At 73.0% G+C, this 26,478-nt stretch carries 22 protein-coding genes and 1 rRNA gene; 19 read left to right on the top strand and 4 right to left on the bottom strand.

Annotated features, from left to right (window positions below; translation table 11 throughout):
- The 3 genes from rrf to ACIQAK_RS16705 all read left to right on the top strand — a co-directional run.
- A 5S ribosomal RNA gene (rrf, locus tag ACIQAK_RS16715) occupies nt 1–92 on the top strand; the annotation flags it as partial.
- Nucleotides 93–337: 245 nt separating this feature from the next.
- On the top strand, nt 338–1,582 hold the full coding sequence (locus ACIQAK_RS16710; RefSeq protein ID WP_366392721.1) for a hypothetical protein: 1,245 nt from the start codon (nt 338–340) through the stop codon (nt 1,580–1,582).
- On the top strand, nt 1,579–2,334 hold the full coding sequence (locus tag ACIQAK_RS16705; RefSeq protein WP_366392722.1) for a tetratricopeptide repeat protein: 756 nt from the start codon (nt 1,579–1,581) through the stop codon (nt 2,332–2,334). Before ACIQAK_RS16710 ends, ACIQAK_RS16705 begins: the two co-directional genes overlap by 4 nt.
- Before the next feature lie 99 nt (nt 2,335–2,433).
- Here ACIQAK_RS16705 and ACIQAK_RS16700 read toward each other — a convergent pair whose 3' ends face one another.
- Entirely contained in the window at nt 2,434–3,714 is a 1,281-nt protein-coding gene (locus ACIQAK_RS16700) for a DUF1015 domain-containing protein (RefSeq protein WP_366392723.1), read from the bottom strand.
- Between the two features lie 71 nt (nt 3,715–3,785).
- On the opposite strand from ACIQAK_RS16700, the gene ACIQAK_RS16695 reads away from it, so the two are divergent.
- Complete coding sequence (locus ACIQAK_RS16695; protein WP_366392724.1) at nt 3,786–4,847, top strand: HAD-IIA family hydrolase; 1,062 nt, start codon at nt 3,786–3,788, stop codon at nt 4,845–4,847.
- A gap of 153 nt (nt 4,848–5,000) precedes the next feature.
- Nucleotides 5,001–5,801 carry an ABC transporter ATP-binding protein gene (locus ACIQAK_RS16690; protein ID WP_366392725.1) on the top strand — a complete coding sequence of 267 codons (801 nt, stop codon included), beginning with the start codon at nt 5,001–5,003 and terminating at the stop codon, nt 5,799–5,801.
- A 163-nt stretch (nt 5,802–5,964) separates the two neighbouring features.
- Here the strand turns inward: ACIQAK_RS16690 and ACIQAK_RS16685 are convergent, their stop codons facing one another.
- Nucleotides 5,965–6,312: an SCP2 sterol-binding domain-containing protein gene (locus ACIQAK_RS16685; RefSeq protein WP_366392726.1), complete on the bottom strand. Its 348-nt coding sequence runs from the start codon at nt 6,310–6,312 to the stop codon at nt 5,965–5,967.
- 42 nt (nt 6,313–6,354) lie between these two features.
- Between ACIQAK_RS16685 and ACIQAK_RS16680 the strand changes: the two genes are divergently transcribed.
- From ACIQAK_RS16680 to ACIQAK_RS16660, 5 genes are all read left to right on the top strand, one after another.
- Nucleotides 6,355–6,699: a hypothetical protein gene (locus ACIQAK_RS16680; RefSeq protein WP_366392727.1), complete on the top strand. Its 345-nt coding sequence runs from the start codon at nt 6,355–6,357 to the stop codon at nt 6,697–6,699.
- A gap of 7 nt (nt 6,700–6,706) precedes the next feature.
- Complete coding sequence (locus ACIQAK_RS16675; protein ID WP_366392728.1) at nt 6,707–7,522, top strand: TlyA family RNA methyltransferase; 816 nt, start codon at nt 6,707–6,709, stop codon at nt 7,520–7,522.
- Complete coding sequence (locus ACIQAK_RS16670; protein ID WP_366392729.1) at nt 7,519–8,424, top strand: NAD kinase; 906 nt, start codon at nt 7,519–7,521, stop codon at nt 8,422–8,424. Before ACIQAK_RS16675 ends, ACIQAK_RS16670 begins: the two co-directional genes overlap by 4 nt.
- Nucleotides 8,425–8,530: 106 nt before the next feature.
- Nucleotides 8,531–10,276 (top strand): DNA repair protein RecN, encoded by a 1,746-nt coding sequence (gene recN / locus ACIQAK_RS16665; protein ID WP_366392730.1) that lies wholly within the window; start codon nt 8,531–8,533, stop codon nt 10,274–10,276.
- A 265-nt stretch (nt 10,277–10,541) separates the two neighbouring features.
- Nucleotides 10,542–11,633, top strand: a complete 1,092-nt coding sequence (locus ACIQAK_RS16660) for a glycosyltransferase family 4 protein (protein WP_366392731.1) — start codon at nt 10,542–10,544, stop codon at nt 11,631–11,633.
- A gap of 28 nt (nt 11,634–11,661) precedes the next feature.
- On the opposite strand, the gene ACIQAK_RS16655 is transcribed toward ACIQAK_RS16660, so the two are convergent.
- Nucleotides 11,662–13,287: a PucR family transcriptional regulator gene (locus ACIQAK_RS16655; RefSeq protein ID WP_366392732.1), complete on the bottom strand. Its 1,626-nt coding sequence runs from the start codon at nt 13,285–13,287 to the stop codon at nt 11,662–11,664.
- A 115-nt stretch (nt 13,288–13,402) separates the two neighbouring features.
- Nucleotides 13,403–14,353, bottom strand: a complete 951-nt coding sequence (locus tag ACIQAK_RS16650; protein ID WP_366392733.1) for a TauD/TfdA family dioxygenase — start codon at nt 14,351–14,353, stop codon at nt 13,403–13,405.
- 572 nt (nt 14,354–14,925) lie between these two features.
- Here ACIQAK_RS16650 and ACIQAK_RS16645 point away from each other — a divergent pair.
- The 9 genes from ACIQAK_RS16645 to ACIQAK_RS16605 all read left to right on the top strand — a co-directional run bounded on the left by ACIQAK_RS16645 (nt 14,926) and on the right by ACIQAK_RS16605 (nt 26,473).
- Nucleotides 14,926–16,155: an ROK family transcriptional regulator gene (locus ACIQAK_RS16645; protein WP_366392734.1), complete on the top strand. Its 1,230-nt coding sequence runs from the start codon at nt 14,926–14,928 to the stop codon at nt 16,153–16,155.
- Between the two features lie 100 nt (nt 16,156–16,255).
- Nucleotides 16,256–16,327, top strand: a complete 72-nt coding sequence (locus ACIQAK_RS16640) for a putative leader peptide (RefSeq protein ID WP_311597362.1) — start codon at nt 16,256–16,258, stop codon at nt 16,325–16,327.
- Between the two features lie 290 nt (nt 16,328–16,617).
- Complete coding sequence (locus ACIQAK_RS16635; protein WP_366392735.1) at nt 16,618–18,216, top strand: ABC transporter substrate-binding protein; 1,599 nt, start codon at nt 16,618–16,620, stop codon at nt 18,214–18,216.
- Nucleotide 18,217: 1 nt separating this feature from the next.
- Nucleotides 18,218–19,162, top strand: coding sequence for an ABC transporter permease (locus tag ACIQAK_RS16630; protein WP_366392736.1), 945 nt, complete (start codon nt 18,218–18,220; stop codon nt 19,160–19,162).
- A 7-nt stretch (nt 19,163–19,169) separates the two neighbouring features.
- Nucleotides 19,170–20,114 (top strand): ABC transporter permease, encoded by a 945-nt coding sequence (locus ACIQAK_RS16625; RefSeq protein WP_366392737.1) that lies wholly within the window; start codon nt 19,170–19,172, stop codon nt 20,112–20,114.
- Complete coding sequence (locus ACIQAK_RS16620; RefSeq protein WP_366392738.1) at nt 20,111–22,183, top strand: ABC transporter ATP-binding protein; 2,073 nt, start codon at nt 20,111–20,113, stop codon at nt 22,181–22,183. The genes ACIQAK_RS16625 and ACIQAK_RS16620 overlap by 4 nt, the downstream gene beginning before the upstream one ends.
- A gap of 104 nt (nt 22,184–22,287) precedes the next feature.
- Nucleotides 22,288–23,148: a formylglycine-generating enzyme family protein gene (locus tag ACIQAK_RS16615; protein WP_366392747.1), complete on the top strand. Its 861-nt coding sequence runs from the start codon at nt 22,288–22,290 to the stop codon at nt 23,146–23,148.
- Entirely contained in the window at nt 23,142–24,158 is a 1,017-nt protein-coding gene (locus ACIQAK_RS16610; protein ID WP_401848229.1) for a sulfatase-like hydrolase/transferase, read from the top strand. The genes ACIQAK_RS16615 and ACIQAK_RS16610 overlap by 7 nt, the downstream gene beginning before the upstream one ends.
- Nucleotides 24,155–26,473 (top strand): arylsulfatase, encoded by a 2,319-nt coding sequence (locus tag ACIQAK_RS16605; protein ID WP_366392740.1) that lies wholly within the window; start codon nt 24,155–24,157, stop codon nt 26,471–26,473. The genes ACIQAK_RS16610 and ACIQAK_RS16605 overlap by 4 nt, the downstream gene beginning before the upstream one ends.
- Nucleotides 26,474–26,478 lie beyond the last annotated feature (5 nt).

Genomic DNA, 26,478 nt, shown 5'->3' with positions numbered 1-26,478 from the left:
CGCCCGGTTACATTCCGAACCCGGAAGCTAAGCCTTTCAGCGCCGATGGTACTGCAGGGGGGACCCTGTGGGAGAGTAGGACGCCGCCGAACAATCTTTCAAGGACCCCTGGTCCCAGCGTTCACGCTGGGACCAGGGGTCCTTTTGTTTTTGTCGAAGCGCGTCGGACGGTCGGCTGCGCGAGAATGTCTGTGGTACCCGAAGACAGGAGTCACACCCATGTCCACCAACTCTCCCGACGATCGTCCGGAGCGCGAGCCGCGTCGCCGGGACGGTGGTGACCGGGGCGGTTTCCGCGGTGGTCGTGACGACCGGTCCGGTTCCGCAGCGCCTCGACGTGACAACGACCGCGGCCCGCGCCGGGATGACAGCCGGCCTTCCGGCGGCGGCTTCCGCCGTGATGACCGGGACCGCGACCGGGATCGTGGGCCGCGCCGCGATGACAACCGTGGCGGTGGCTCCGGCGGTGGCTTCCGGCGGGATGACAACCGGGGCGGTGGCTCCGGCGGTGGGTTCCGTCGTGATGACGACCGTGGTGGCCGTCCGAGCGGTGGTGGGTTCGAGCGTCGTGACGACCGGCCGCGTGGGCCCCGCCGCGATGACGACCGCCCCAGCGGTGGCGGTTTCCGCCGTGACGACAACCGTGGGGGTGGCTCCGGCGGTGGGTTCCGTCGTGATGACCGCAGCGGTAGCGCCGGCGGCGGTTTCCGCCGTGACGACCGTGGTGGCAAGGCTGGTGCCGGTTTCCGGCGCGACGACAACCGCGGCGGCGGTGGGTTCCGTCGTGACGATGACCGTGGTGGTCGCCCCAGTGGTGGTGGGTTCGAGCGTCGTGACGACCGGCCGCGCGGCCCCCGCCGCGACGATGACCGCCCCAGCGGTGGCGGCTTCCGCCGTGACGACAACCGTGGTGGTGGCTCCGGCGGTGGCTTCCGGCGGGATGACAACCGGGGCGGTGGCTCCGGCGGTGGGTTCCGTCGTGATGACGACCGTGGTGGCCGTCCGAGCGGTGGTGGGTTCGAGCGTCGTGATGACCGGCCGCGTGGGCCGCGTCGTGACGATGACCGCCCCAGCGGTGGCGGTTACCGCCGTGATGACAACCGTGGGGGTGGCGCCGGTGGTGGGTTCCGCCGTGACGACCGTGGCGGTGGCTCCGGTGGTGGCTTCCGGCGGGACGACCGGGACCGCGATCGGGATCGTGGGCCTCGTCGTGATGACGACCGTGGTGGTTACCGCGGTGGTCAGCAGCGTGACGACAACCGTGGCGGTCGCCCCAGTGGTGGTGGGTTCGAGCGTCGTGACGACCGGCCGCGCGGCCCCCGCCGCGACGATGACCGCCCCCGCGGTGGCGGCTTCCGCCGTGACGACAATCGTGGGGGTGGCTCCGGCGGTGGCTTCCGGCGGGACGACCGGGACCGCGACCGGGACCGTGGTGGCTACCGCGGCGGGCAGCGTGACGACCGTGACCGTGGCGGATTCCGGGGCAGGGACGACCGGGACCGTGAGCCGATCAAGCGGCTGCCCATTCCCGACGACGTCACCGGTGACGAGATCGACAAGGACGTACGCCAGGAGCTCATGAGCCTGCCGAAGACCCTTGCCGAGGACGTCGCGCGCAACCTCGTCATGGTGGCCCGGCTGATCGACGAGGACCCGGAGGAGGCGTACGCCTACGCCCGTATCGCTCTGCGGCTGGCCTCGCGTGTCGCCGCCGTGCGGGAAGCGGCCGGCTTCGCGGCTTACGCGACGCAGAAGTACGCGGAGGCGCTCGCCGAGTTCCGGGCCTCCCGGCGGATGACCGGGTCGGTGGACCTGTGGCCCGTCATGGCGGACTGCGAGCGTGGTCTCGGCCGGCCCGAGCGGGCCATGGCCATGGCCGGTGAGCCCGAGGTGCAGAAGCTGGACAAGGCCGGCCAGGTCGAGATGCGGCTGGTGGCCGCCGGGGCCCGTCGGGACATGGGGCAGATCGACGCCGCCATCGTCACGCTGCAAAGCCCCGAACTCGCCTCCAACTCCATCCAGCCGTGGACACCGCGCCTTCGCTACGCCTACGCGGACGCGCTGCTTGAGGCGGGGCGCGAGGACGAGGCCCGCGAGTGGTTCGGCAAGGCCTTGGAGGCCGACAAGGACGGCTCGACCGACGCGTCGGACCGGCTGGCCGAGCTGGACGGAGTGGAATTCGTCGATGCCCTGGGTGACGACGAGGTCGTGGGGACCGTCGATGTCGCCGAGGCAGCCGGGACCGTCCCGTCCGTCGACGATACGTCCGAGGACGACGACGAGGACGACGAGGACGACGAGGACGAGCAGGGCGATGAGGCGGCCAAGGGCTAGGCGCTGAAGAGCGCAGGTAGCTGGTAGCCGGTAGCGAAATACAGGAAGGGGCGGCACTCCCGAGGAGTGCCGCCCCTTCCTGTATGCCCGCCGGCCTCGTCAGTCGATGGTCAGGCTGCGCATGACCAGGCCCGTCGCCGGCTTCGGGCCGAAGGATGTCGACTTACGGGGCATGGTGACGCCCTGCCTGGCCAGGTCCCGGACGACTCCTTCGCGTACCGGATGCATGAGCACCGCCGTGGCGCCGAGGCGTTCGGCCTGCTCGACGGCCGCCTCGGTGTCGTGGATGTAGCCGATGTGCTCAGGGGCGTCGGGGATCCGCCAGACGTCGTCGAGCAGCGCCGAGTGCAGGACCGTCGCGTCCAGGGTGCGCCAGGCCTCGGGGCGGTCCGTGCGGATCGTCCTGGCCAGCAGGGCCGGGTCGGGGCGGTCCACCAGGTGGAAGCCGCCGTCGCCGGCGAGGAGGAACGCGTTGCTCTCCGCCGCCGCGCCGGCCAAGGCCTCCAGCGCCCGGGGCAGCGGGCCTTCGACCGTACGGATCCGGAAGAGGCCCGCCAGCGCGCCCAGGGCCCGGGCCACCGGCAGGCCGCGCAGCAACCGGTGGATGGCGCGGACCTGGAGCGGGTGGCGGGCCGTGTCGACGAGGAGCACCAGGCCGAAGTCCCAGGGGCCTGGGGCGGGCTGTTCCCGCTGGAGCCGGAGATAGGTGGCCCAGCGGTGGTGCCCGTCGGCGATCAGGGCCTGGTGGCGGGCGAGGTCCGTCTCGATCTCGGCGCGCTCGGCCGGGTCGGTGACGGACCAGAGGCGGTGGTGGAACCCGTCCTCCGTCGTGGTGGAGAGCAGCGGGGGGCGCTCGGCCGTGCGCTCGATGACCGCAGCGGCGCCTTCCCGGTCTCCCTCGCCGCCCCGGTAGGTCAGCAGCAGCGGCTCCAGGTGGGCCTGCATCGTGCGCATCAGCTCCGCGCGGTCCGCGACGATGTCGTCCATGACGTCCTCGTGCGGCAGCACGATCCCGTCGGCGGCGGGGGAGAGGGCCAGGGCGCCGATCAGGCCGCGCTGGAGGATCTCGCCCCTGCGCTGCTCGTAGACGTACAGCGTGGGCGCCGGATCCGGGGCGATGACCTCTTCGGCCAGCCACCGCTCCAGTGTCCGCGCCGCCTGCCGGTGCCGGTCCTCGGCGGTGTCCGCCTGGGGGAGGATGAGGCGCACGATGTTGTGCGGGTCCGCCGATTCCAGGTGGTGCAGACCGTCGGGCCTGACCACCACGTCGTACGGGGGTGAGGTCACCGCGGCCAGGCTGCCGACCCGCTCGGGGACGTAACGCAGTCCACGGAACGGGATCAGCCGCAGCCCCTGCTCGTCGGGGCCTGAAGTGTTCATCTGAGCATCGTATGTGTGCACGGGGCATGCGCGATGATCGGGGGAGAAGCACGAAGAGGGAACGGAGCCATATGAGCCAGCAGCACGACAGGTACCGGCCGTCGGGGAGCAGCGCGGCGCTGAATGAGGCGTACGACACGGCCCTCCTCGACCTGGACGGAGTGGTCTACGCGGGGGGCGAGGCGATCGTCCACGCCGTGGAGTCGCTGGGCACCGCGCGGGACGGCGGGATGCACCTCGCGTACGTCACCAACAACGCCCTGCGCCCGCCGGACGCGGTGGCCGAGCACCTGACGGAGCTGGGCGTGCCCGCCGGGGCCGCCGACGTGATCACCTCGGCCCAGGCGGTCGCCCGGCTGATGGCCGATCAGCTGCCCGCCGGCTCCCGGGTGCTGGTCGTCGGTGGCGAAGGGCTGCGGGTCGCCCTGCGGGAGCGCGGTCTGGTGCCGGTGGAGTCGGCGGACGACGATCCGGCGGCGGTGGTCCAGGGGTACGGAGGGCCGGATCTGGCGTGGGGGCGGTTCGCCGAGGCGAGTTACGCCGTCGCGCGCGGGCTGCCGTGGTACGCGTCCAACACGGACCTGACCATTCCGGGCGCCCGGGGTATCGCGCCGGGCAACGGTGCCGCCGTGGAGGTTGTACGGATCGCCACCGGCGCGGAACCGCAGGTGGCGGGGAAGCCGTTGCCGCCGATGCACCGGGAGACCGTGCTGCGGACCGGGGCGAAGCGCCCGCTCGTCGTCGGGGACCGGCTGGACACCGACATCGAGGGCGCGTTCAACGGGGGCGTGGACTCGCTGCTCGTGCTGACCGGGGTGACCGACGCGGCCCAGCTGCTCGCCGCCCCGCCGCAGCACCGGCCGACGTACGTGGACCGGGATCTGCGGGGGCTGCTCACCGGGCAGCCCGAGGTGACATCGGAGCGTTCGAAGCCTTCGGAGGGGGGCGCGGGCGAGGTGTTCCGGTGCGGAGGGTGGACGGCCGCCGTGCGTGACGGGCGGGAGCTGGTCCTGGCGGGCGAGGGGGATCCGCTGGACGGGCTGCGGGCGCTCTGCGGTGCCGCGTGGACCTTCGCCGGGAGCGGGATGTTCGGGCTGGAGACGGAGAAGGCCGTCGTCCGGCTCGGGCTGTAGCCGGCCCCCGGCGGGGACACCGGCCGTCGGCCGCGGAGGCAGGGGTGACACGGGACGCCATGGGGAAGATAGGGTGACCTAACCTGGTGTCGGTCGGCGGTCTGTCCGGCCCTGACCCGCCGGACACCCTCTGATGACTCCGGGAGTACGACCATGCAGCGCCTCACCGCGGAATCGGTGACCCTCGGCTACGACCAGCGGATCATCGCCGAGGATCTCTCGGTCGAGATACCCGACAACTCCTTCACGGTGATCGTCGGGCCCAACGCCTGCGGCAAGTCGACCCTGCTGCGCTCGCTCGCCCGGATGCTGAAGCCGAGCCGGGGACAGGTGCTGCTGGACGGGGAGGTCATCCACCAGCTGCCCGCGAAGAAGGTCGCGCGCACGCTGGGGCTGCTCCCGCAGTCCTCCATCGCCCCCGACGGCATTACCGTCGCCGACCTCGTCGCCCGTGGCCGCTACCCCCACCAGGGGCTGCTGCGGCAGTGGTCGCCGGAGGACGAGCGGGTGGTCCAGGAGTCCATGGAGTCGACCGGGGTGGCCGAACTGGCCGACCGCTACGTCGACGAACTGTCCGGCGGCCAGCGCCAGCGGGTCTGGATCGCCATGGCACTGGCCCAGCAGACGCCGCTGCTGCTGCTCGACGAGCCGACGACGTATCTCGACATCCAGCACCAGATCGATGTCCTCGACCTGTGCGCGGAGCTGCACGAGACGCAGGGGCGGACGCTGGTCGCCGTGCTCCATGACCTGAACCACGCCGCGCGGTACGCCACGCACCTCATCGCGATGCGGGACGGGGAGGTCGTCGCGGAGGGGGCGCCTTCGGACGTGGTCGACGCGGCGTTGGTGGAGCGGGTGTTCGGGATGCGGTGCCAGGTGATCGATGATCCCGAGACCGGGACGCCGCTCGTCGTGCCGGCGGCCCGGAAGGCCCGGAAGGTGGCCGCCTGAGGGCGGTGGGTGTGTGCGGGTGGCGCGTTGGTGGGCGCCCGGTCCTCGATCGCCGGACGGACTGGATCCTGCCGCCGCACCGGCGTGATCGTGCCGCCGCACCCGCGTCGGTGTGCCACCGCACGGACGTGATCGCGCGGGCCGCACGGGCTTGAGCGTGCTGCTACAGCATCGATCGCAGTTTCAGCAGGTCCCGGAAGCCGGCCTCCAGGCGTACGCGGCCCGAGGCCCACGCCTTCGCGAAGTTCAGCTCGCCGTCCACCAGGGCCACCAGGACGTCGCCCGTCATCGCCAGTCGGATCTCGGCCTTTTCGCGGGGCGGGCCCTCGATCGTGTCCTGGACCCGGATCCGGCCGTCGGCCAGGCGGCCGGTGAACGTGATGTCGAGGTCCTTGATGTGACAACTCAGCGAGCGGTCGAGCGCGGCGGCGCCGCGTACGTCGCTGTCCGCCGCCGCGAGGTTGTCGGAAAGTCTTCTCAGTGCGCTGCGGCACTCCGCCATGGTCGCCATTGTGCTCGACGGTACACCGGCCCGTCGCGGTAGCGTTCCGGCATGAGCGACTGGATGCCGGAGGCGGGGACGCCGCCCGTGGACCCGCCCGAGGAGCCGGACCCGCCGCAGGACGGGCCCGCGGCCGGGGCGCCCTCCTTCGAGCCCGACGGGCCCGCGCCCCTGGGCGTGGGGCGTACCCCCACCGGACGGGCCGAGGTCGACGGGCTGCTGGAGCGGCTGGCCGATGCGGACCACCTCCCGGCCGACGGGCACACCGAGGTGTACGAGGATGTACACCGTGGGCTCAAGTCCGCGCTGACCTCGCTGGACGCCCGTCCGGCCGCCGCACCCGGGCCCAGGCCCGTAACCACACCTTCGTACGACCCGCACGACCACAGGAGCTGAACCGAACGTGGCAGGAGTGGCACGTCGCCGCCTCGACGCCGAGCTGGTACGCCGCAAGCTCGCCCGCTCGCGCGAGCACGCGAGTCAGCTGATCGCCGCCGGGCGGGTCACCGTCGGCCGGACCACCGCGACCAAACCCGCCACCCAGGTCGAGACGGCCGCCGCGATCGTCGTGACCAAGGACGACGACGACCCCGACTACGTCTCGCGCGGCGGGCACAAGCTGGCCGGGGCGCTCGCCGCCTTCGTCCCGCTCGGGCTCACCGTCGAGGGGCGGCGGGCGCTGGACGCCGGGGCGTCGACCGGCGGGTTCACCGACGTCCTGCTGCGGGCCGGGGCCCGGCAGGTCGTCGCGGTCGACGTCGGCTACGGGCAGCTCGCCTGGTCGCTGCAGTCCGACGAACGCGTCGTCGTCAAGGACCGTACCAACGTGCGGGAGTTGACCTTGGAGGACATCGACGGGGAGGCGGTCGACCTGGTGGTGGGGGATCTGTCCTTCATTCCGCTGGGGCTCGTGCTGCCCGCCCTGGCCCGGTGCACGGCGTCCGAGGCGGATCTGGTCCTCATGGTCAAGCCGCAGTTCGAGGTGGGCAAGGAACGGCTCGGCAGCGGCGGGGTGGTGCGCAGTGCCGAGCTGCGCGCCGAAGCGGTACGTGAAGTGGCGCGCCGGGCCTGGGGTCTGGGCCTCGGCGTACGGGGGGTGACGGCCAGTCCGCTGCCCGGACCCTCGGGGAACGTCGAGTACTTTCTGTGGCTGCGGGCCGGCGCACCTGAGCTGGATCCCGCGGATGTCGACCGTGCAGTGGCGGAGGGGCCTCGTTGACGACGAATGCGGCACGAACAGTCTTTCTTTTGGCGCACACCGGCCGCCCGGCCGCGATCCGCAGCGCGGAGCTCGTCGTGCAGGGATTGCTGCGCAACGGGCTCGGCGTGCGGGTCCTGGCGACGGAGGCGGCCGATCTGCCGCTCCCGGACGCCGTGGAGACGGTCACCGACACCTCGCCCGTCGCCGTGGACGGCTGCGAGCTGCTGATCGTCCTCGGCGGTGACGGGACCCTGCTGCGCGGCGCGGAGTTCTCCCGCGCCTCCGGTGTGCCGATGCTCGGCGTCAACCTCGGGCGGGTCGGCTTCCTCGCCGAGGCCGAGCGCGACGACCTCGACAAGGTGGTCTCGCGGGTCGTCACCCGCGACTACGAGGTCGAGGAGCGCATGACGATCGACGTCATCGTGCACAGCAACGGCGAGATCGTCCACACCGACTGGGCGCTCAACGAAGCGGCGGTGCAGAAGGTGTCGCCCGAGCGGATGCTCGAAGTCGTCCTGGAGATCGACGGCCGGCCGGTGACCGGGTTCGGCTGCGACGGGATCGTCTGCGCCACCCCGACCGGCTCGACCGCGTACGCCTTCTCGGCGGGCGGGCCCGTCGTCTGGCCCGAGGTGGAGGCGCTGCTGATGGTCCCGATCAGCGCCCACGCCCTGTTCGCCAAACCGCTGGTGACCTCGCCCACGTCCGTGCTCGCCGTCGAGGTCCAGCCGCACACCCCGCACGGGGTGCTGTGGTGCGACGGCCGGCGGACCGTTCAGCTGCCCTCCGGGGCCCGGGTCGAGGTGCGGCGCGGTGCGGTGCCCGTACGGCTGGCGCGGCTGCACCAGGCCTCGTTCACCGACCGGCTGGTGGCCAAGTTCGCGCTGCCCGTCTCGGGGTGGCGGGGCGCGCCGCACTGACGGCTGCCGAGGACGCCTCGCGGCCCCCGCGACCCTCAGGAACGCTCGGGAGAGTGAATCCGGGAGCGGGGGCCGTCGCGCGTCCGCCTCGGAACCTCGTAAGGTCATGTCCGTGCTGGAGGAGATGCGGATACGGTCGCTCGGAGTCATCGACGACGCGGTGGTGGAGCTGTCACCCGGTTTCACCGCGGTGACGGGTGAGACCGGCGCGGGCAAGACCATGGTCGTCACGAGCCTCGGGCTGCTGCTCGGCGGGCGCGCCGATCCCGCCCTCGTACGGGTCGGGGCCAAGGCCGCGGTCGTCGAGGGCCGGATCACGGTGTCCGAGGGCGACGCGGCGGCGCTGCGGGCCGAGGAGGCCGGGGCGGAGATCGAGGACGGTGCGCTGCTCATCAGCCGTACCGTTTCGGCGGAAGGACGCTCCCGGGCCCATCTCGGCGGCAGATCCGTGCCGGTGGGGGTCCTCACCGAGCTCGCGGACGAGCTGGTCGCCGTGCACGGGCAGACCGACCAGCAGGGCCTGCTCAAGCCCGCGCGGCAGCGGCAGGCGCTGGACCGGTACGCCGGGGACGGTGTGGAGGTCCCGCACGCCGCGTACGCGGCGGCCTACCGGCGGCTGCGGGCCGTCGCCGCCGAACTCGAGGAGCTGACCACCCGGGCCCGGGAGCGGGCCCAGGAGGCGGATCTGCTGCGCTTCGGGCTGAACGAGGTCGCCGCCGTGGAGCCGCTGCCGGGGGAGGACGCCGAGCTGGCCGCCGAGGCGGAGCGGCTCGGGCACGCCGAGGCCCTGGCCTCGGCCGCCTCCCTCGCGCACACCGCGCTGGCGGGGAACCCCGAGGACCCGGAGAGCGTCGACGCGACGACGGTGGTCGCCGCCGCCGGACAGGCGCTGGACGGGGTCCGGGCCCACGATCCGGCGCTGGCCGCGCTGGCGGACCGGATCGGGGAGATCTCCATCCTGATCGCCGACATCTCCGGCGAGCTGGCCGGGTACGCCGACCAGCTGGAGGCCGATCCGCTGCGGCTGGCCGCCGTGGAGGAGCGCCGGGCCGCGCTGACCACTCTGACCCGCAAGTACGGCGAGGACATCGCGGCCGTGCTCGCCTGGGCGCAGGAAGGGGCGGGCCGGCTCACCGAGCTGGAGGGCGACGACGAGCGGATCGGCGAGCTGACGGCCGAGCGGGACGTGTTGCGCTCGGAACTGTCCGCGCTGGGGCAGGCGTTGACCGATGCCCGGACGGAGGCCGCCGCCCGGTTCGCGGCGGCGGTCACCCAGGAGCTGGCCTCGCTCGCCATGCCGCACGCCCGGGTCTCCTTCGCCATCCGGCAGACCGAGGCGGCGGACGAGGCGTCCGGCATCGACATCGGCGGGCGGAGCGTCGCCTACGGCCCTTCGGGCGCCGACGAGGTCGAGCTGCTGCTCGCCCCGCATCCCGGGGCCCAGCCCCGGCCGATCGCCAAGGGCGCGTCGGGCGGTGAGCTCTCCCGGGTGATGCTCGCGGTCGAGGTCGTCTTCGCGGGCTCCGACCCGGTGCCCACGTACCTCTTCGACGAGGTCGACGCGGGCGTCGGCGGCAAGGCGGCGGTCGAGGTCGGGCGGCGCCTGGCCAAGCTCGCCCGGACCGCACAGGTGGTGGTCGTGACGCACCTGCCGCAGGTGGCGGCCTTCGCCGACCGGCAGCTGCTGGTCGAGAAGACCGTGGACGGCTCGGTGACCCGCAGCGGGGTCACCGTCCTGGAGGGCGAGGACCGGGTCCGGGAGTTGTCCCGGATGCTGGCGGGCCAGGAGGACTCCGAGACGGCCCGTGCCCATGCCGAGGAGCTGCTGGCCACGGCGCGCAAGGACGCGTAGCGGGGGCTGACGCCTCACGGGTTCGGGCGGGGGCTCCCCGTCCGAACCCGTACGCATGGCCGGACCCGTTCCCGTAGCCACGTCTTTCCCGTATGACATGGGTCACCGGTGAGCCTCGAAATTCACCCGTGAGAGTGGTGCCGTGTGGCCGGTTGTTGCCGGGTGCCCGGCAGCAACGTTCCGGCAGTGCCGGAACGTGCGTGCGGACTGGCATCCTTGGCGCTGTCCTTACCGCCGACTCGGGGACCCCGGGGAGCCAATCAACGTGTCACAGCTGCGTACGGTCCAAGTCCTGGGCGGCGGCAGTGCGGGCAGCAGCGCGCACGTCGGTTCGCTGACCGCCGGGCTCGTGGCGCGCGGGGTGCACGTCACCGTCTGCGCGCCGCCGGCGGTGGACGACGCCTACGACTTCACCGCCGCCGGGGCCCACTTCCTTCCGGTGCCCCGGCGCAGCGACCCGGCCGCCGTCGCCGCGCTGCGGGCCGCCTGCGCGGGGGCCGACGTGGTCCACGCCCACGGGCTGCACGCCGCGTCCCGCACCGCCCTGGCCCTCAGCGGGCGGACCGTGCCGCTGGTGATGACCTGGCACACCCGCCGGTACGCCGAAGGGGCCCGCCGGCAGATCCTGCACCTGCTGGAGCGACGAGCCGTACGGGCGGCGGCCGTTGTCCTCGCCCCCTCCTCCGACCTGGTGGACCGGGCGCGCCGGCGAGGGGCCCGGGACGCACGGCTGGCCCCGCTCGCCGCTCCGCTGCCGCGGTCGGCCGGGGCTCTGGACGCGGGCAAGGTGCGGGCCGAACTGGGGGCGGTCGAGCGACCGTTGCTGATGGCCGTCGGCAGCCTGGTGCCGCACCACGGGTTCGACACCCTGCTGGACGCGGCCCGCCACTGGCGCGGTCTCGACCCGGTGCCCCTGCTCGTCATCGCGGGAGAGGGGCGCGACCGGTCGGCCCTGCAACAACGCATCAGGAGCGAGGAGTTGCCGGTCCGCCTGATCGGGTGCCGGAAGGACGTCGGTGAGTTGCTCGCCACCGCCGACCTGGCCGTGCTGCCCAGTCGCTGGGAAGGCCGCTCGCTGCTGGCGCGGGAGGCACTGCGGCTGGGGGTGCCGCTGGTGGCGACCGGGGTCGGCGGCGTGCCCGAACTGGTCGGCGAGGCCGCCGAACTGGTGCCGTACGGCGACGCGGAGGCGCTCGCCCGTACGGTCGCCCGGCTGCTGGGGGACCCTGAGCGGTGCGTCGCGCTGGCCGGTGCCGGGCGGTCGCAGGCGGCGAGTTGGCCGACCGAGGACGACACCATCGCCCACGTACTCAGCGTGTACGACGAGTTGGCGCAGCCACTGGCCCCACGGCCCTAGGGGTCTGTCGCGCGGCCGCTGAAGAGGCCTACGTGGTGTGGCGGCGGGCCCGCAGTGCCAGGCTGAGGGCCAGGACCGTCTGCGGGTCGTCCAGGTCCGTGCCCAGCAGCTCACCGATCCGGGCCAGCCGGTTGTAGAGCGTCTGGCGGTTGAGGTGCAGCTCGCGGGCGGTCTCCGCCTTGCGGCCCGCGTGGGCCAGGTACGCCTGCAGCGTCGGCAGCAGCGGCGGGCGCGAGGTGCGGTCGTGCTCGCGCAACGGGCCGATCGCCCGGTTCACGAACGCCGCCAGGTCCGGGTGGTCCCGCAGCCGCCACAGCAGCAGGTCGATGTCGAGCCGCCGGGCGTCGTACCACGGCCGGTCGTCCAGGCCCTGTGCCGCCGCCGCGGTCTCCGAGGCATGCCGCAGCCCGGCGCCCGCCCCGGCCCAGCCGCCCGCGACGCCGACCACGACCACCGGCGGCTGCGACCCGGCGCGGTCGAGACCGGCCCGTCCCACACCCGCCCGCAGCGCCGCCGCCACCCGGTCCGCGACCGCCGTGCGCTCGCCCTCCGAGCGCAGCCCGAGCAGCAGCGGGACCCGCCCCTCCACCGGCCGTACGCCCAGCAGCACCGGTACGCCGACCGAGGCCAGCTCCTCCAGCACCGCCCGTGCCAGCAGCGCCCAGTTGCCCGACGGGGACAGCTCGGGGGCCAGCCGCATCACGACCGGGAGCAGCGGGGTGTCCCCGGGCCGGAAACCGAGCACCCGGGCCTGGGCGGGGGCGTCCTCCGGGGTGATCCGGCCCTCCGCGAGGTCGGTGAGGAAGTCGCCCCGCCCCCGGGCCGCCAGCTCCTCCTCCTGTCGGGCCTGCATCAGGACCACCGCGAGCAAGCCCGCCGCCCGCTCGGCCGCCATCCGGTGCACGGTGGCCAGCGGTCCCGAGACGGCCAGCAGCACCAGCCGGGCCCGTACGGCACCGGTGTCCGGACCGCCGCCCGGCACATCCACCAGGACCGCGCCCACCGGCGGGGACTCCCGGGCCGCCCGGTCGCCGCGCATGCCCTCCCAGACCTGGAGCGGGTCCGCGCCCACCGGGCCGGTGCCGGTGGACGCCGCGTACAGGAGCTGCCCGTCCGGCGTCTCCAGGAAGACCGGGTTGGCGGTGAAGTCGGCGAGGATGCCGAGGACCTGCGGCACCCCGCCACCGTCCAGCAGCGCCCGAGTAGCGCGGCGATGCACCTCCTCCGCCTGCTGGAGCAGGGCGTAGTGCCCGTTGACGATCTCGGTGTGCACCTCCTCGGTCACCGCGACGAACGGCACCTCGCGGTGCAGCTGCACCAGCGGAAGACCGGCCGCGCGGGCCGCGTCCACGATGGAGGCGGGCAGCCTGCTGAAGCGCGGACCGAGCTCCACCACCAGGGCGGCGATGCCCCGGTCGGCGAGGCGGCGGACGAAGGCGCGCTGTTCGGCGGGGCGGGTGCCGAGGCCCAGGCCGGTGGTGAGGAGCAGCTCGCCGCCCTTGAGGAGGGAGGCGATGTTGGGCACCTCGCCCGCGTGCACCCAGCGCACCGTACGGCTCAGCCGGTCCGCGCCGGCCACCACCTCCGGGAGGCCCGCACGCAGCCCCGGCAGCTCCAGCGCCCGCTGCACGGTGATTCCGCTGTGGCTCTCCACGTACCCGGCCCGCTTTCCCCTTGTTCCGCACCCGCACCCCGGGCGGTCGTCCTGTTCAGGACGCTACCGCCCGGGGTGCGGGGTGCGCATGGCAGGGGAGGGGCACAGACGGTGCTCAGGCCGCCGTGGAGGCTCCGGACGGGATGCCGAAGGACGGGTCGGGGACCTCCTCGGGGGAGATGAGCGTGGAGGAGCGGCCGTCGACGCCCACCGGCACGTCCCCGTCGATGGTGACGCGGCGCAGCTTGCGCTCGTGGGCGTCGGAGTCGTCGACACCGTAGTGCTGGGTCGCCCGGTTGTCCCAGATCGCCACGTCGCCCACCTGCCACTGCCAGCGCACGGTGTTCTCCGGGCGCTCGATGTGCGACTGGAACAGGTCCAGGAGCGTACGGGAGTCCTTGCCGGTCAGTCCGGCGATCCGCTGCACGAAGTTGCCCAGCAGCAGGGTGCGCTCACCGGTCTCGGGGTGGACGCGCACCACCGGGTGCTCGGTGAGGAACTTCGTCGAGGTGAACACCTTCTTGTACTGCTCCAGCGCCTCGGGCAGGGCCTGCGGACGCAGCGCCGCGTAGTCGTAGTCGTTGGAGTGGACCGCGCGCAGGGAGTCGGCCAGGACCCGCAGCGGCTCGGGGAGCCCGTCGTACGCGGTGGCGGTGTTGGCCCACAGGGTGTTGCCGCCGTACGGCGGGATGACGACGGCGCGCAGGATGGAGAAGGCCGGGTAGGCGGGGACGAAGGTGACGTCGGTGTGCCACTGGTTGGCCCGGCCGCCGTGGTCGGAGTCGATGCCGAGGGAGTAGCGGCCGTCGGCGGACGGCACGGTGGGGTGCGCGACCGGCGTGCCGAGGAGTTTGCCGAACGCCTCGTGGCTGTCCTCGTCCAGGTGGTCCTGGCCGCGGAAGAAGACGACCTTGTTGGCGAGGAGCGCCGCCCGGATGCCGGCGACGGTCCCGGGGGAGAGGTCGTTGCCGAGGCGGACGCCGGAGACGACGGCGCCGAGGCGGCCGCCGACCTTCTGGACGGTGAGGGTGGAGGTGTCGGCGGGGGCGGTGGTTGCCGAGGACATGGCGGGGTTCCTTTCAGGGGACTTTCGGAGCCAAGACCGTTGGTTGATTAATCTTGGAGAGAAATTAAATCGGGCCGGGGGTGGCCCCCGCCAAAGAAGCAGGGGTGAAGCGGGGGCCGGTGAGGAGGAGGAGAAGGGTGCCGGAGTCCTGCCGTGCGGTGCGTGGTGCCGCGGCAGGAGGTCCCTGGGCCTGCGCGGCCGGAGAGGCGACCGGTCAGGCGGCGGTACAGCGGCGGGGACACCCGGGCGCTGCCGCGGAGCGGCCGGCGTGGGCGGGCCGCGCGTCGGAAACGGCCGTCGCGAACATGCCCCGGAGAATTCCAGCGCGCCTCCGCGTCCGTCAAGCACCCGTCCGTGCCCCGGGAGGTGTCCGACGGTGGTTGAATCGGCGCTCGCGCACGGCCCGGCCGCTGTCCGGCGACGTACCGTCAACCGCCGCTGAGCAGCGGTTTTCCCGGCGCTCCCGAGCCGGTCGGCCACCCCGCCCGTCGACCGGGTGCGGAACCCGGCGCGATTTCATGCCGCCGTAATGTTGCGAGTGCCCCCGTGGCGCAGGACCGAAGGAAGGCCCCATGACTGCCGCCCCCCAGCTCCCTCGGACGATCACCACCCCGTCCCCCCGGACCACCGGTGACGGCCGCCGCGAGGCCAACGCCGCGACGGTGCTGCGCGCGGTGCTCGACCACGGGCCCGTCGCCCGCGGGTCGATCGCCCAGCTCTCCGGACTCAGCCCCGCCGCCGTATCGCGCCAGTGCGTCGATCTCGTCCGCCTCGGCCTCGTCCGTGAGCTGCCCGAACGGGTGGAGAGCAGCGGCGTCGGCAGACCCCAGATCCCGGTCGACCTGCACACCGGGGAGGGCGACGGCCCGGTGGCGGGCGGGGTCCACATCGGGGTGCCCGGGTCGACGTTCGGCCTGCTGGACCTGCGCGGCCGGCTGCTGGCCCGCCGCACCTTCCCGCACGACGGCATCGCCCCCGGCGACCTCTCGCGCGAAGTCGTCGCCGGGCTGCGCGCCTTCCTCGCCGACACCACCGGGGACCACCACCTCCTGGGAGTCGGGGCCGCGCTCGGCGGGTGGGTGGACCCCGCACTCGGGACGGCGGTGCGGCACGACACCCTCGGCTGGCACCAGCGGCCGCTCGCCGCCGAACTCTCCCGGGGCCTCGGCGGGATCGACGTACGCATCGACAACCACGCCCGCGCCATCGCCCAGTCCGAGATCCTCTTCGGCCGGCCCGCCGCCCGCCGCAGCCTGGTCCACCTCTTCATCGGCAACGTGGTCGACGCGGCCCTGGGCATCGCCGGGGTGGTCCACCAGGGGCCGGGCTCCGGCGCGGGGGACGTCGCCCACCTGCCCGTACCGGACTCCACGGTCACCTGCCCGTGCGGGCGGACCGGCTGCCTGGGGGCGACGGCCTCCAACATCGCCGTCGCCCGGACCGCCGTGCGACGCGGGATCGTGCCCGAGGCGGATGTGTTCCTGCTGGTGGACGCGGCGGCGGCCGGGGACCGGCGGGCGGACCGGCTGCTGCGCGAGCGGGCCCGCGCGGTCGGCCGGGCGACCGCCCTGCTGCTCGACGTCCTCAACCCCGACCTGGTCGTGGTCACCGAGCACTCCAGCCTGCTCAACCCGGAGTACCTGGAGGAGATCAGGGGAGCCGCGGTCGATCTCTCCCATGTCTGCGGGGACCCCGAACGGATCGTCAGTCCGCATGCCGGAATGACGGTGCTGCCGGTCGCCGGTGGCACGATCGCGCTGAATCCCCTGTTCAGGAGCCCTTTGGCGACCTCTCAGCGGTAGCCGCGCGTATGGGGCAGGAGGTGATTTCGTACCAAGATCTGGACAGACCGGGTTGACCGTCCGGCGAAGCCACTGTCATATTGCTCCCGTGAACCCGGACATGCGCCTCATCTCCCGCAGGCACGTCGACCTCTGTCGACAGGCCAGCGCGGTCTGTGCCGTCCGCGGCTGACCCGGACCCCTCCTCGTTCCGCGGATTCCTGCCGCGGAGCTGTTCCACGGACCCGGTCCGGTGCCCGGCACCGCCCTGAGCAGCGCTGTTCCTGCGCCTCTCCGCGCCACGTCTCGCGGTCGACCCGCTCCTGATCCGTACGGCCCGATTCCGTATGTCCACGCACCCGTGCTCCGCGCGCCGATGACGCTCACGTCTCCGTTCAATTGCTCCCGCAGCGGAATCAATTAGCGGCGTCCGCACCAGCTTCGCCCCACCCCACCGTCCCTCACTGTCACAGGCAGGCTTCGATGACCGAGCTGTACCCCTCCCCGTCCCCGCCCACCGGGCCCTCCCGGCGCTCCACCCTGCTCGCCGGCGGCGGCAGCGCCCTGCTGCTCGGACTGGGCCTGACGGGCTGCCGCTCGGCGGTCTCGGAGAGCTCGTCCGCTCCTCAGGAGACCGGTGGCGCGCCCAAGCGTGGTGGCATTCTCACCCTCGCTGTCAACGCCGACTTCGTCCCCGCCCTGCTCTTCGCGCAGAGCGGCCAGTCCTTGCAGCAGCGGCTGATCTACAACACCCTGACCCGGTACGACGACGACCTGACCCCGAAGCCGGAGCTCGCCACCTCCTGGACGTACGCGAAGGACGGGCGCAGCATCACGCTGCGGCTCCGCGACGACGTCACCTTCCACGACGGCCGGCCCTTCACCGCCGACGACGTGATCTTCGCGGTGAAGAACCTCCAGAACCCCGTGCGCGCCGCCCAGTTGCGCAGTACGGCCGCCGCCGTCGACGGGTTCGAGAAGCGCGGTGACCACGAGCTGGTGCTCAAGCTCGCGCACCCGGTCAACAACCTCTTCGACCTCTTCGAGTTCATGATCATCACTGATGAGAAGACCGTCGAGGACGCCGTCACCGGCAAGAAGCTCATCGGCACCGGCCCGTTCAGGCTGAAGAAGTGGAGTCCCGGCTCCGGGCTCAGCCTGACCCGCAACGACGCCTACTGGCTGCCGGACCGCCCCTACCTCGACGGCGTCGAACTGCGGGTGATACCCCAGGCCGACGCGCTGATCTCGTCCCTGCGCTCCGGTCAGTCCCAGCTCTCCTTTCACGTACCCGGCAAGAGCCTGAGCGTCGTCAAGAGCGACCCTCAGCTGAAGATCACCGACTACGACACCGGGGCGGGCGCCAGCTACCTCGGCGTCAACACCACCGTCGCCCCGCTGAAGGACAAGACCGTCCGCCAGGCCCTCGCCTGGGCCGTCGACCGCGACCGGCTCCTCGCGCAGACCCTCGGCGGTTACGGTCTCGCCTCCGCCGCTCCGTGGCCCACGTCCTCGCCCGCCTTCAGCGAGGCCCACCGCACCCACTACACCCACAACCCCGGCAAGGCCCGCGAGCTGCTGAGGTCCGCCGGACACAGCAAGCTCCAACTGCCTCTGCTGCACATCGCGTTGCCCGGCGAGACGGCCATCGCCGAGTCCATCCAGTACGACCTCAAGCAGATCGGCGTCCACACCACCCTGGAGCCCACCGACGGGGCCACCGCGCAGAAGAAGCTGATCTCGCAGCAGATGCCGGCGCTGTGGTCCATGGGCCACGGCTTCGCCCAGGTCCAGCCCTCCACCCTCGCGGTGAGCGCGTACCCGTTCAACGAGGCCAAGAACACCTCCGGATACCGCTCGGCCGCCTACACGAAGGTCGTCCAGGAGGCCTGGACGAGGCCGGAGTCGAGCGCGGCCGAGGCCAACGCCCGGCACGAGAGGATCTCCGGGATCCTGCTCGACGAGGCGTTCATCATCGACCTCGTCGTCCGCGGCCAGGTCCAGGTCAACGCCGACCGGCTGCACGGCGTCGCCCTGAACAAGTTCTCCTATCTCAACCTCGACGACGCCTACCTGGTGTGACATGCGCGGCTACCTGCTGAGGCGGCTGCCCTCCGCCCTCCTCGTCCTGCTCGGGGCCTCGTTCCTGATCTTCACCATCCTGCGGCTCGTCCCCGGCGACCCGGCCACCTCGCTGGCCGGGCCCGACGCGGACGCGGCGACCGTCGCCGCGATCCGTGAACGGCTCGGCCTGGACGCGCCCCTGCTCTCCCAGTACGCGCACTGGATGGGCTCCCTGCTCACCGGGGACCTCGGACCCTCGTACGCGATCGGCGGCCAGGTCTCCGACCTGATCGCCGACGGGCTCGGCGCCACCGCCGAACTCACGGCGGCCGCCCTGCTGTTCGTCATCGTGCTCGGCACCGCCTTCGGCATCCTCGGCGCCACCTCCCGCAGCGGCTGGGTCCGTAGCGCGATCCGGGTGACGACGACCGCCGCCCTCGCCGTGCCGCCGTTCGTCAGCGGCGTCCTGCTGGTGCTGCTGTTCGCGGTGGTCCTCGGGGTGCTGCCGCCGGGCGGACGGGTGTCCTTCCTCGGCGCGCCCGACCTGGCCGCGCAGTACCTGCTGCTGCCCGCCCTCTGCCTCGCCCTGCCGAGCGCCGCCGTCCTCGGCCGCTACCTCAAGGACGGCATCGAGCGCGCGCTGGCCGAGGACTACATCCGTACCGCCACCGCCGCCGGGGTCGCCCCGCGCCGGCTCCTGTGGCGCCATGCCCTGCCCAACGCCCTCCCGCCCGTCGTCACCCTGCTCGGCATGCAGACCGGACACCTGCTCGGCGGGGCCGTGCTGGTCGAGGCGATCTTCGCCTGGCCGGGCCTCGGCCAGCTCGCCGAGCAGGGGCTCAGCCGGCGCGACTACCCGGTCGTCCAGGACCTCCTGCTCCTCCTGGTCGCCGTCTTCGTCGTCGTCCAGCTGCTCACCGACCTCGTGTACGCCTGGCTCGACCCCCGGATCAGGTGGGAGTGACACCGCCATGACCTCGACCCCCGACCTCGCCCCGGCCGACCCGCCGGCCCCGGGCACCGCCCCGGACCTCCCGGGCTCTCCGGTCGCCCTGTGGAAACCTGCCCCAGCCCTCCGGGGCAGCGGCCCCCGCAAGACCTCTCGCCACCCCTACCTTGCCGCCCTCTCCACCGCCCGGGCCCGCACCGGCCTCGTCCTCGTCGGAGCGGTCGTCCTCGCCGGCCTGCTGGCCCCGCTCATCGCCGGGCACGGGCCCACCGACCAGAGCGGCCTGAGCCTCGCGGCCGTCGGCACCCCCGGGCACCCGCTCGGCACCGACGACCTCGGCCGCGACCTGCTCAGCCGGGTGCTGTACGGCATCCGCGCCGATCTCGGGATCATCGCGGTCGCCGTCCCCGTCGGCGCGGCCCTCGGTTGCCTCTTCGCCCTGGCAGCGGCAGCCCATCCGGTCCTCGACACCCTCGTCCAGCGGATCTTCGACCTCATCCTGGCCTTCCCGGGCCTGATCCTGGCGCTCGCCGTGACCGCGATCCTCGGTCCGGGCCGGCTTCCCGTCGTCCTGGTCATCGCGCTCGCCGAGATCCCGGCGTTCGGGCGGCTGCTACGCGGCGGGATCCTCGTCCAGCGGGAGCGGGAGTACGTCACCGCCGCCCGGGTCGGGGGCAGTTCGGGCCCCCGGGTGCTGGTCCGGCACATCCTGCCCAACGCCGCCGACCCGCTCGTCGTGCAGGTCGCCGTCTCGCTGACCGTCGCCGTCTTCATCGAGGGCGCGATGAGCTTCCTCGGGGTGGGCGTCCGGCCGCCGGAGCCCACACTCGGCTCGGTGCTGAGCCAGTCCATGCCCTATCTCGCCCAGGCCCCGCACTTCGCGGCCGGGCCGCTGATCACCGTGACCGCGCTCGTCCTCGGACTCTCGCTCATCGCCGAGGCGCTCAACCGGGAGGTACGCCGATGACCGCCCAGCCGCACGCCGCCCAGCCGCACGCCGTGCAGCCGAGGGCCGCCCACGAGCTGCTCGAAGTACCGAGGGCCGCCCACGAGCTGCTCGAAGTACCGAGGGCCGCCCACGAGCTGCTCGAAGTACCGAGGGCCGCCCACGAGCTGCTCGAAGCACCGAGAGCCGCCCACGAGCTGCTCGAAGTACCGAGGGCCGCCCACGAACGGCTCGAAGCACCGAGAGCCGCCCGCGAACTGCTCGAAGTCCGCGATCTGGGCGTCGAGTTCACCACCCCCGACGGCTCGACCCTGCCGGCTGTGCGCGGGGTCTCCTTCACCCTGCGCCGGGGCGAGACGCTGGCCGTCGTCGGCGAGTCCGGCTCCGGCAAGTCCACCACCGCCCTCGCGCTGACCCGGATGCTGCCCGGCACCGGGCGCCTGACCACCGGCTCGGTCCTGCTGGACGGGCAGGATCTCGCCGCCGCGAACGCGGCGGAGCTGCGCGCGGTGCGCGGCGCCCGGATCGGCATGATCTTCCAGGACCCGATGACGGCCCTGAACCCGGTGCTGAGCGTCGGCCGCCACCTGGACGAGGTGCTGAGGGCCCACGGTGGACGGGACCGGGCCGCGCGCCGGGCCCGGGCGGTCGAACTGCTCGACCGGGTCGGCATCCCCGAGCCCCACCGCCGTATCGACGACCACCCGCACCAGTTCTCCGGCGGCCAGCGCCAGCGCATCCTCATCGCCATGGCCCTGGCCGGTGAACCCGACATCCTGCTCGCCGACGAACCGACGACCGCGCTCGACGCCACCGTCCAGGAGCAGATCCTCACCCTGCTCGCCGACCTCAACCGGGAGACCGGCACCGCGCTCGTCCTCATCACCCACAACATGGGCGTCGTCGCCCGCTCCTGCGAACGCGTCCTCGTCATGTACGGCGGCACCGTCGTGGAGGACGGCCCCATCGCCGAGGTCCTCACCCGCCCCCGCCACCCCTACACCGCCGGTCTCCTGGCCGCCGTCCCCCGCCTCTCCGCCCCCTCCGGCACCCGCCTCACCGGCATCCCCGGCTCCCCGCCCGACCTGACCCTCCGCGGGGACGGCTGCGCCTTCGCGGAGCGCTGCACGCTGGTGGAGGACCGCTGCCGTACGGGGGTGCCCCCGCTGGTCGAGCTGAGCGAAGGCGTACGGGCCGCCTGCCTGCCCGCCGCCGGGCGCACCGAACCGCTGCCCGCGCCCGCCCCGCCCGCCCGGATCGACCGCCCGGCGACCGGGGCCGTGGTCCTGGAGGCGGACGGACTGCGCAAGACATACCGGCGGCGCGGGGTGCGCGGGCGCGGGTTCACCGCTCTCGACGAGGTGTCCCTGACGCTGGCCGAGGGGGAGACCCTGGGCATCGTGGGGGAGTCCGGTTCGGGCAAGTCCACCCTGGCCCGGGTCCTGGCCCACGCCCACCCCTCGGACGGCGGCACCCTGCGGCTGCGCGGCCAGGACGTCACCCGGCCCTCGCGGCGCGAGCTGCACGCGGTGCGCCGGCAGATCCAGATGGTGTTCCAGGACCCCTACGCCTCGCTCAACCCCCGGATGACGGTCGGCCAGATCGTCGCCGAGCCGCTGATCGCCTTCGGACTCGGTGACCGGGACGAGCGGGAGCGCCGGGTCGCCGAGCTGCTCACCCTCGCCGGGCTCGACCCGGCCGTGGCCGACCGGCACCCGCGCTCCTTCTCCGGCGGGCAGCGCCAGCGCATCGGCATCGCCCGCGCGCTCGCCCCCGAGCCGTCCGTCCTGATCTGCGACGAACCCGTCTCCGCGCTCGACGTCTCGGTCCAGGCGCAGATCGTCGGCCTGCTCACCGACCTCCAGCGCGATCTGGGCCTCGCCCTGGTCTTCATCGCCCACGACCTCGCGGTCGTCCGGCAGGTCAGCCACCGCATCGCGGTCATGCACCAGGGCCGGATCGTGGAGAGCGGCAGCGCCGACGACGTCTGCGAGCACCCCCAGGACCCGTACACCCGGGCCCTGTTGGCGGCGGCGCCCGAGCCCGTACCCGTAAAGCCCCCGCTTTGGAAGTCCGAGGTGCTCGCGTGAACGGCTGCTGCACCCCGGGACGCGCCTGTGCGGGTTCACCGGGCGCCACAACTCTCCTGCCGCTCACCGCCGTACGCCGGCCGGTCACCACCGAGGCCGGGCGGATGGCCGAACTCCCGGGCGGAACCTTCCGCATGGGCGACGCCTTCGGCGAGGGCTACCTCGCCGACCGGGAGGGGCCCGTACGGGACGTCACCGTGGCCCCCTTCGCCATCGACACCACCGCCGTCTCCAACACCGACTGGGCGGCCTTCGCGGACGCCACCGGCTACCGCACCGACGCCGAGCGCTACGGCAGCAGTTACGTCTTTCACCTCCTGCTCCACCCCACGGCCGCCGAGCGCCACGTCCTCGGCCGGGTGCCCGGCGCACCCTGGTGGCTCGGCGTCACCGGCGCGTCCTGGGCCGCACCGGAAGGGCCGGGCTCCGACCTGGCGGACCGCGCGGACCACCCGGTCGTCCACATCTCGTACGACGACGCCCTCGCCTACTGCGACTGGACCGGGACCCGGCTGCCCACCGAGGCGGAGTGGGAGTACGCGGCACGCGGCGGCCTGGACGGGGCGCGCTATCCGTGGGGCGACGACTTCACCCCCGGCGGCCGGGAGATGTGCAACACCTGGCTCGGCCGCTTCCCGCACCGCTCGGAGCGGCCCGGCGGACGCACGGGCACCGTGCCCGTCACCGCCTACGCGCCCAACGGCTACGGGCTCCACAACACCTCCGGCAACGTCTGGGAGTGGTGCGCCGACGCCGTCGGGGCCGGTGAACGGGTCATCCGGGGCGGCTCCTACCTCTGCCACGCCTCGTACTGCAACCGCTACCGGGTCGCCGCCCGCTCCCACAACACCCCCGACTCCTCTACCGGCCACGGCGGGTTCCGCCGCGCCCGCGACCTGGCTCCTCTCGCAGCAACCGCCACCGCTACGGAAGGAGGGACCACCGCGTGTGGGCCGTCATGGTGATGTTCGACAGCCTCAACCGGCACCTGCTGCCGCCGTACGGTGCCGACTGGACCCATGCCCCCAACTTCCGCCGCCTCGCGGAACGTACGGTCACCTACGACACCTGCTACGCGGGTTCCATGCCCTGCATGCCGGCCCGCCGCGAACGCCACACCGGGCGGCACAACTTCCTCCACCGGGGCTGGGGCCCGTTGGAGCCCTTCGACGACTCCATGCCCGAGATCCTGAAGCGGCTCGGTGTCTACACCCATCTCGTCAGCGACCACCAGCACTACTGGGAGGACGGTGGGGCGACCTACCACGGTCGGTACAACTCCTGGGAGTTCTTCCGGGGCCAGGAGGGCGACGCCTGGAGGGGGCAGGTCGCCGACCCGGACATCCCCGACTCTCCGCGCGCCACCCGGGGCGACCTCTGGCGCCAGGACTGGGTGAACCGGCAGTACCTCGACACCGAGGCCGAGCAATTGCAGACGCTCACCTTCGACGCGGGGCTCGACTTCGGCACCCTCCTCTTCGACCTGGCGGCCGACCCGCACCAGGAGAAGCCGGTCAGCGACACCGGCGTCGAGCTGCGCATGGCCCGGCTGCTGGCGGAGCGGCTGCGCGCCGACGACGCCCCCGCCGACCAGTACGCCCGCCTCGGCCTCCCGTACACCCCCGAGGAGGTCACCGAGGATCACCTGCTGGTCGAGGTCCAGCGCGAGCGGGCCGAGACGGGACGCCAACCCGCCGCACGCTCCGACGAGTTCACGGAGGGCGTGCTCAACCTCCGTACCCCCCTGGCGGACCTCCTGGCCGAACCGGCAGCAGCCGACGCGATCCGCCGGGCCGTCCCCGGCCTGCTCGACACCGAGCTGCTCACCGTCCGGGGCGACTCCACCCTCCTCCAGATCGCCGCCTTCACCGGCCACCCCGCGCGACCTCAACTCGCCGCGCTCGCCGACGAACTGGCCCGCCTGTTTCCCGCGTCAGACCACCACCCCAGCCATGACGGAGAGCCCAGCCGATGACCACCGACCGCACCCGCCGCGACCCCTACGACGGCTTCCCCGGCCGGATCGGCCGCACCTTCGCCGAGTCGCAGCCGGCCTGGCCGCCGCGCAGGGCCCCCGGCGAGAAGGCCCCCAACATCGTGGTCGTCCTCGTCGACGACATGGGCTACAGCGACATCGGCCCGTTCGGCTCCGAGATCGCCACGCCGACCCTCGACACCCTGGCCACCGAGGGCGTCCGGCTCTCCAACTACCACACCATGCCGCTCTGCTCCCCGGCCCGCGCGGCCCTGCTCACCGGCCTCAACCCGCACCGCGTCGGCTACGCCATGGTCGCCAACTCCGACCCCGGCTTCCCCGGTTACGGCATGGAGATCGCCGACGACATCCCCACCCTGGCCGAACTGCTCCACGACACCGGCTACGCCACCTACGCGGTCGGCAAGTGGCACCTGGTCCGCGACTCCGCCTCCAACACGGCCGATGACCGGGACAACTGGCCGCTGAACAAGGGCTTCGACCAGTACTACGGTGTCCTCGAAGGACTCACCAGCCTCTTCCATCCCCACCAACTGGTCCGCGACAACAGCCCCTTGGACATCGATGAGTTCGCGGACGACTACTACTACACCGACGACATCACCGACCAGGCGATCTCCATGGTGAAGTCACTGCGCGCCCACGACCCCGACAAGCCGTTCTTCCTCTACCTCGCCCACAACGCCGTCCACGGCCCGCTCCAGGCCAAGGCCGAGGACATCGCCCGCCACCAGGGCCGCTACGACGAGGGCTGGGACGTCCTGCGGACACGCCGCTTCGCCGCCCAGCTCGCCGCCGGACTCCTCCCGCCCGGCACCGAACTGCCCGACCGCAACAGCGAGGCCGGACTCGACGTCCCCGCCTGGGACAGCCTTGACCAGGAGCAACAGAGGCTCTACGCCCGGTACATGGAGGTGTACGCGGCGCTCGTCGACAACATCGACCAGAACCTGGCCCGGCTCACCGACACCCTCGAAGCGCTCGGTGAACTCGACAACACCATCATTGTCTTCACCTCCGACAACGGCGGCACCGGCGAGGGCGGCGCCGAAGGCACCCGCTCCTACTTCAGCCGCTTCGTCCACCACCCCGCCCTCCCCGGCGACTGGACCCCCGACGTCGACCGCGACCCCGCACTCATCGGTGGCCCGCGCAGCCTGGTCCACTACCCGCGCGGCTGGGGCATGGCCTCCAACACCCCCTTCCGGCTCTACAAGGGGCACACGTACGCCGGCGGGGTCCGCGTCCCGTTCGTCCTGTCCTGGCCCCGGGGCGCCCGCGAAGGGCTGCTCGCGCCCGGGGTGCGCCCGCAGTACCAGTACGTCACCGACATCGCCCCCACCCTCCTGCGACTGGTCGGCCTCGACCGCCCGGCCGAGCGGCGCGGGGTCCCCCTCCAGGAACTGGACGGCAGCAGCTTCACCTCTGTGCTCGCCGACCCGGACCACGCCTCCACCCACCCCGAGCAGTACTGCGAGATGACCGGCAACCGCAGTTATTACCGCGACGGCCGCAAGCTCGTCACCCTCCACCGCCCCGGCACCCCCTACGACGACTCCGAGTGGGCGCTGTACGACATCCGCACCGACCCCACCGAGATCCACGACCTGGCCGCCGAACAGCCCGGCCTGGTCGCGGAGTTGTCGCAGGCCTGGGAGGCGGCCGCCTGGCGCAACGGGGTCTTCCCCCTCCCCGACGGCAGCGGCGCACTGGCTCGCCGCAACCCCGCCGAACAACGGCTGACCCGCCCCCTGACCCTGCTGCCCGGCACCCCGGAGCTGGAGCGCTACCGCTCCTCCCGGCTGGTCTCCCTGCGCTCCTTCGAGATCACCGTGGCCGTCGACGAGACGGGGGAGGGGGTGCTCGTCTCCCACGGCGACCAGGGCGGCGGCTACAGCCTGTACGTCGAGGACGGGCGGCTGCACCTCGCGTACAACGAGTACGGCGTGCTGCACGAGACGGACGCGGGTCCGCTCGCGCCGGGGAGACACGTGGTCGTGCTCTCCGCCGCGGCGGAGAAGGGCCTGCGCTGGTCGTTCACCGTCAGCGTCGACGGCGAGGTGAGGGCTGCCCCGCCCAGCGTCCACCAGCTCATCGGCATGGCCCCGTTCCAGGGCATCAGCGTCGGCATCGACCGCAAGTCCCCGGTCTCCTGGCCCCTGTTCGAACGCCACCGCTCGTTCCGCTACGGAGGCGTCCTGGGCTCGGTCACCTACACCCCCGGGGAGCCCGGCCCCGACTCGCCGGAGGCGGTGGCCGCCGCGCTCAAGCAGGCGGCAGCGGCCTTCGAGTGAGACAA

Origin of the sequence: Streptomyces sp. NPDC088706 (assembly GCF_044752765.1) — a bacterium.
Classification (GTDB): Bacteria; Actinomycetota; Actinomycetes; order Streptomycetales; family Streptomycetaceae; genus Streptomyces.
This window is presented reverse-complemented; position numbering and strand designations above follow the sequence as displayed.

What these genes read in the sequence shown, in the direction of transcription:
- ACIQAK_RS16705 (WP_366392722.1), top strand. Translation starts at nt 1,579, where the DNA reads ATGAGCCTGCCGAAGACCCTTGCCGAGGACGTCGCGCGCAACCTCGTC.
- ACIQAK_RS16700 (WP_366392723.1), bottom strand. Translation starts at nt 3,714, where the DNA reads ATGAACACTTCAGGCCCCGACGAGCAGGGGCTGCGGCTGATCCCGTTC.
- ACIQAK_RS16695 (WP_366392724.1), top strand. Translation starts at nt 3,786, where the DNA reads ATGAGCCAGCAGCACGACAGGTACCGGCCGTCGGGGAGCAGCGCGGCG.
- ACIQAK_RS16690 (WP_366392725.1), top strand. Translation starts at nt 5,001, where the DNA reads ATGCAGCGCCTCACCGCGGAATCGGTGACCCTCGGCTACGACCAGCGG.
- ACIQAK_RS16685 (WP_366392726.1), bottom strand. Translation starts at nt 6,312, where the DNA reads ATGGCGACCATGGCGGAGTGCCGCAGCGCACTGAGAAGACTTTCCGAC.
- ACIQAK_RS16680 (WP_366392727.1), top strand. Translation starts at nt 6,355, where the DNA reads ATGAGCGACTGGATGCCGGAGGCGGGGACGCCGCCCGTGGACCCGCCC.
- recN (WP_366392730.1), top strand. Translation starts at nt 8,531, where the DNA reads ATGTCCGTGCTGGAGGAGATGCGGATACGGTCGCTCGGAGTCATCGAC.
- ACIQAK_RS16650 (WP_366392733.1), bottom strand. Translation starts at nt 14,353, where the DNA reads ATGTCCTCGGCAACCACCGCCCCCGCCGACACCTCCACCCTCACCGTC.
- ACIQAK_RS16645 (WP_366392734.1), top strand. Translation starts at nt 14,926, where the DNA reads ATGACTGCCGCCCCCCAGCTCCCTCGGACGATCACCACCCCGTCCCCC.
- ACIQAK_RS16635 (WP_366392735.1), top strand. Translation starts at nt 16,618, where the DNA reads ATGACCGAGCTGTACCCCTCCCCGTCCCCGCCCACCGGGCCCTCCCGG.
- ACIQAK_RS16630 (WP_366392736.1), top strand. Translation starts at nt 18,218, where the DNA reads ATGCGCGGCTACCTGCTGAGGCGGCTGCCCTCCGCCCTCCTCGTCCTG.
- ACIQAK_RS16625 (WP_366392737.1), top strand. Translation starts at nt 19,170, where the DNA reads ATGACCTCGACCCCCGACCTCGCCCCGGCCGACCCGCCGGCCCCGGGC.
- ACIQAK_RS16620 (WP_366392738.1), top strand. Translation starts at nt 20,111, where the DNA reads ATGACCGCCCAGCCGCACGCCGCCCAGCCGCACGCCGTGCAGCCGAGG.
- ACIQAK_RS16615 (WP_366392747.1), top strand. Translation starts at nt 22,288, where the DNA reads ATGGCCGAACTCCCGGGCGGAACCTTCCGCATGGGCGACGCCTTCGGC.
- ACIQAK_RS16610 (WP_401848229.1), top strand. Translation starts at nt 23,142, where the DNA reads ATGGTGATGTTCGACAGCCTCAACCGGCACCTGCTGCCGCCGTACGGT.
- ACIQAK_RS16605 (WP_366392740.1), top strand. Translation starts at nt 24,155, where the DNA reads ATGACCACCGACCGCACCCGCCGCGACCCCTACGACGGCTTCCCCGGC.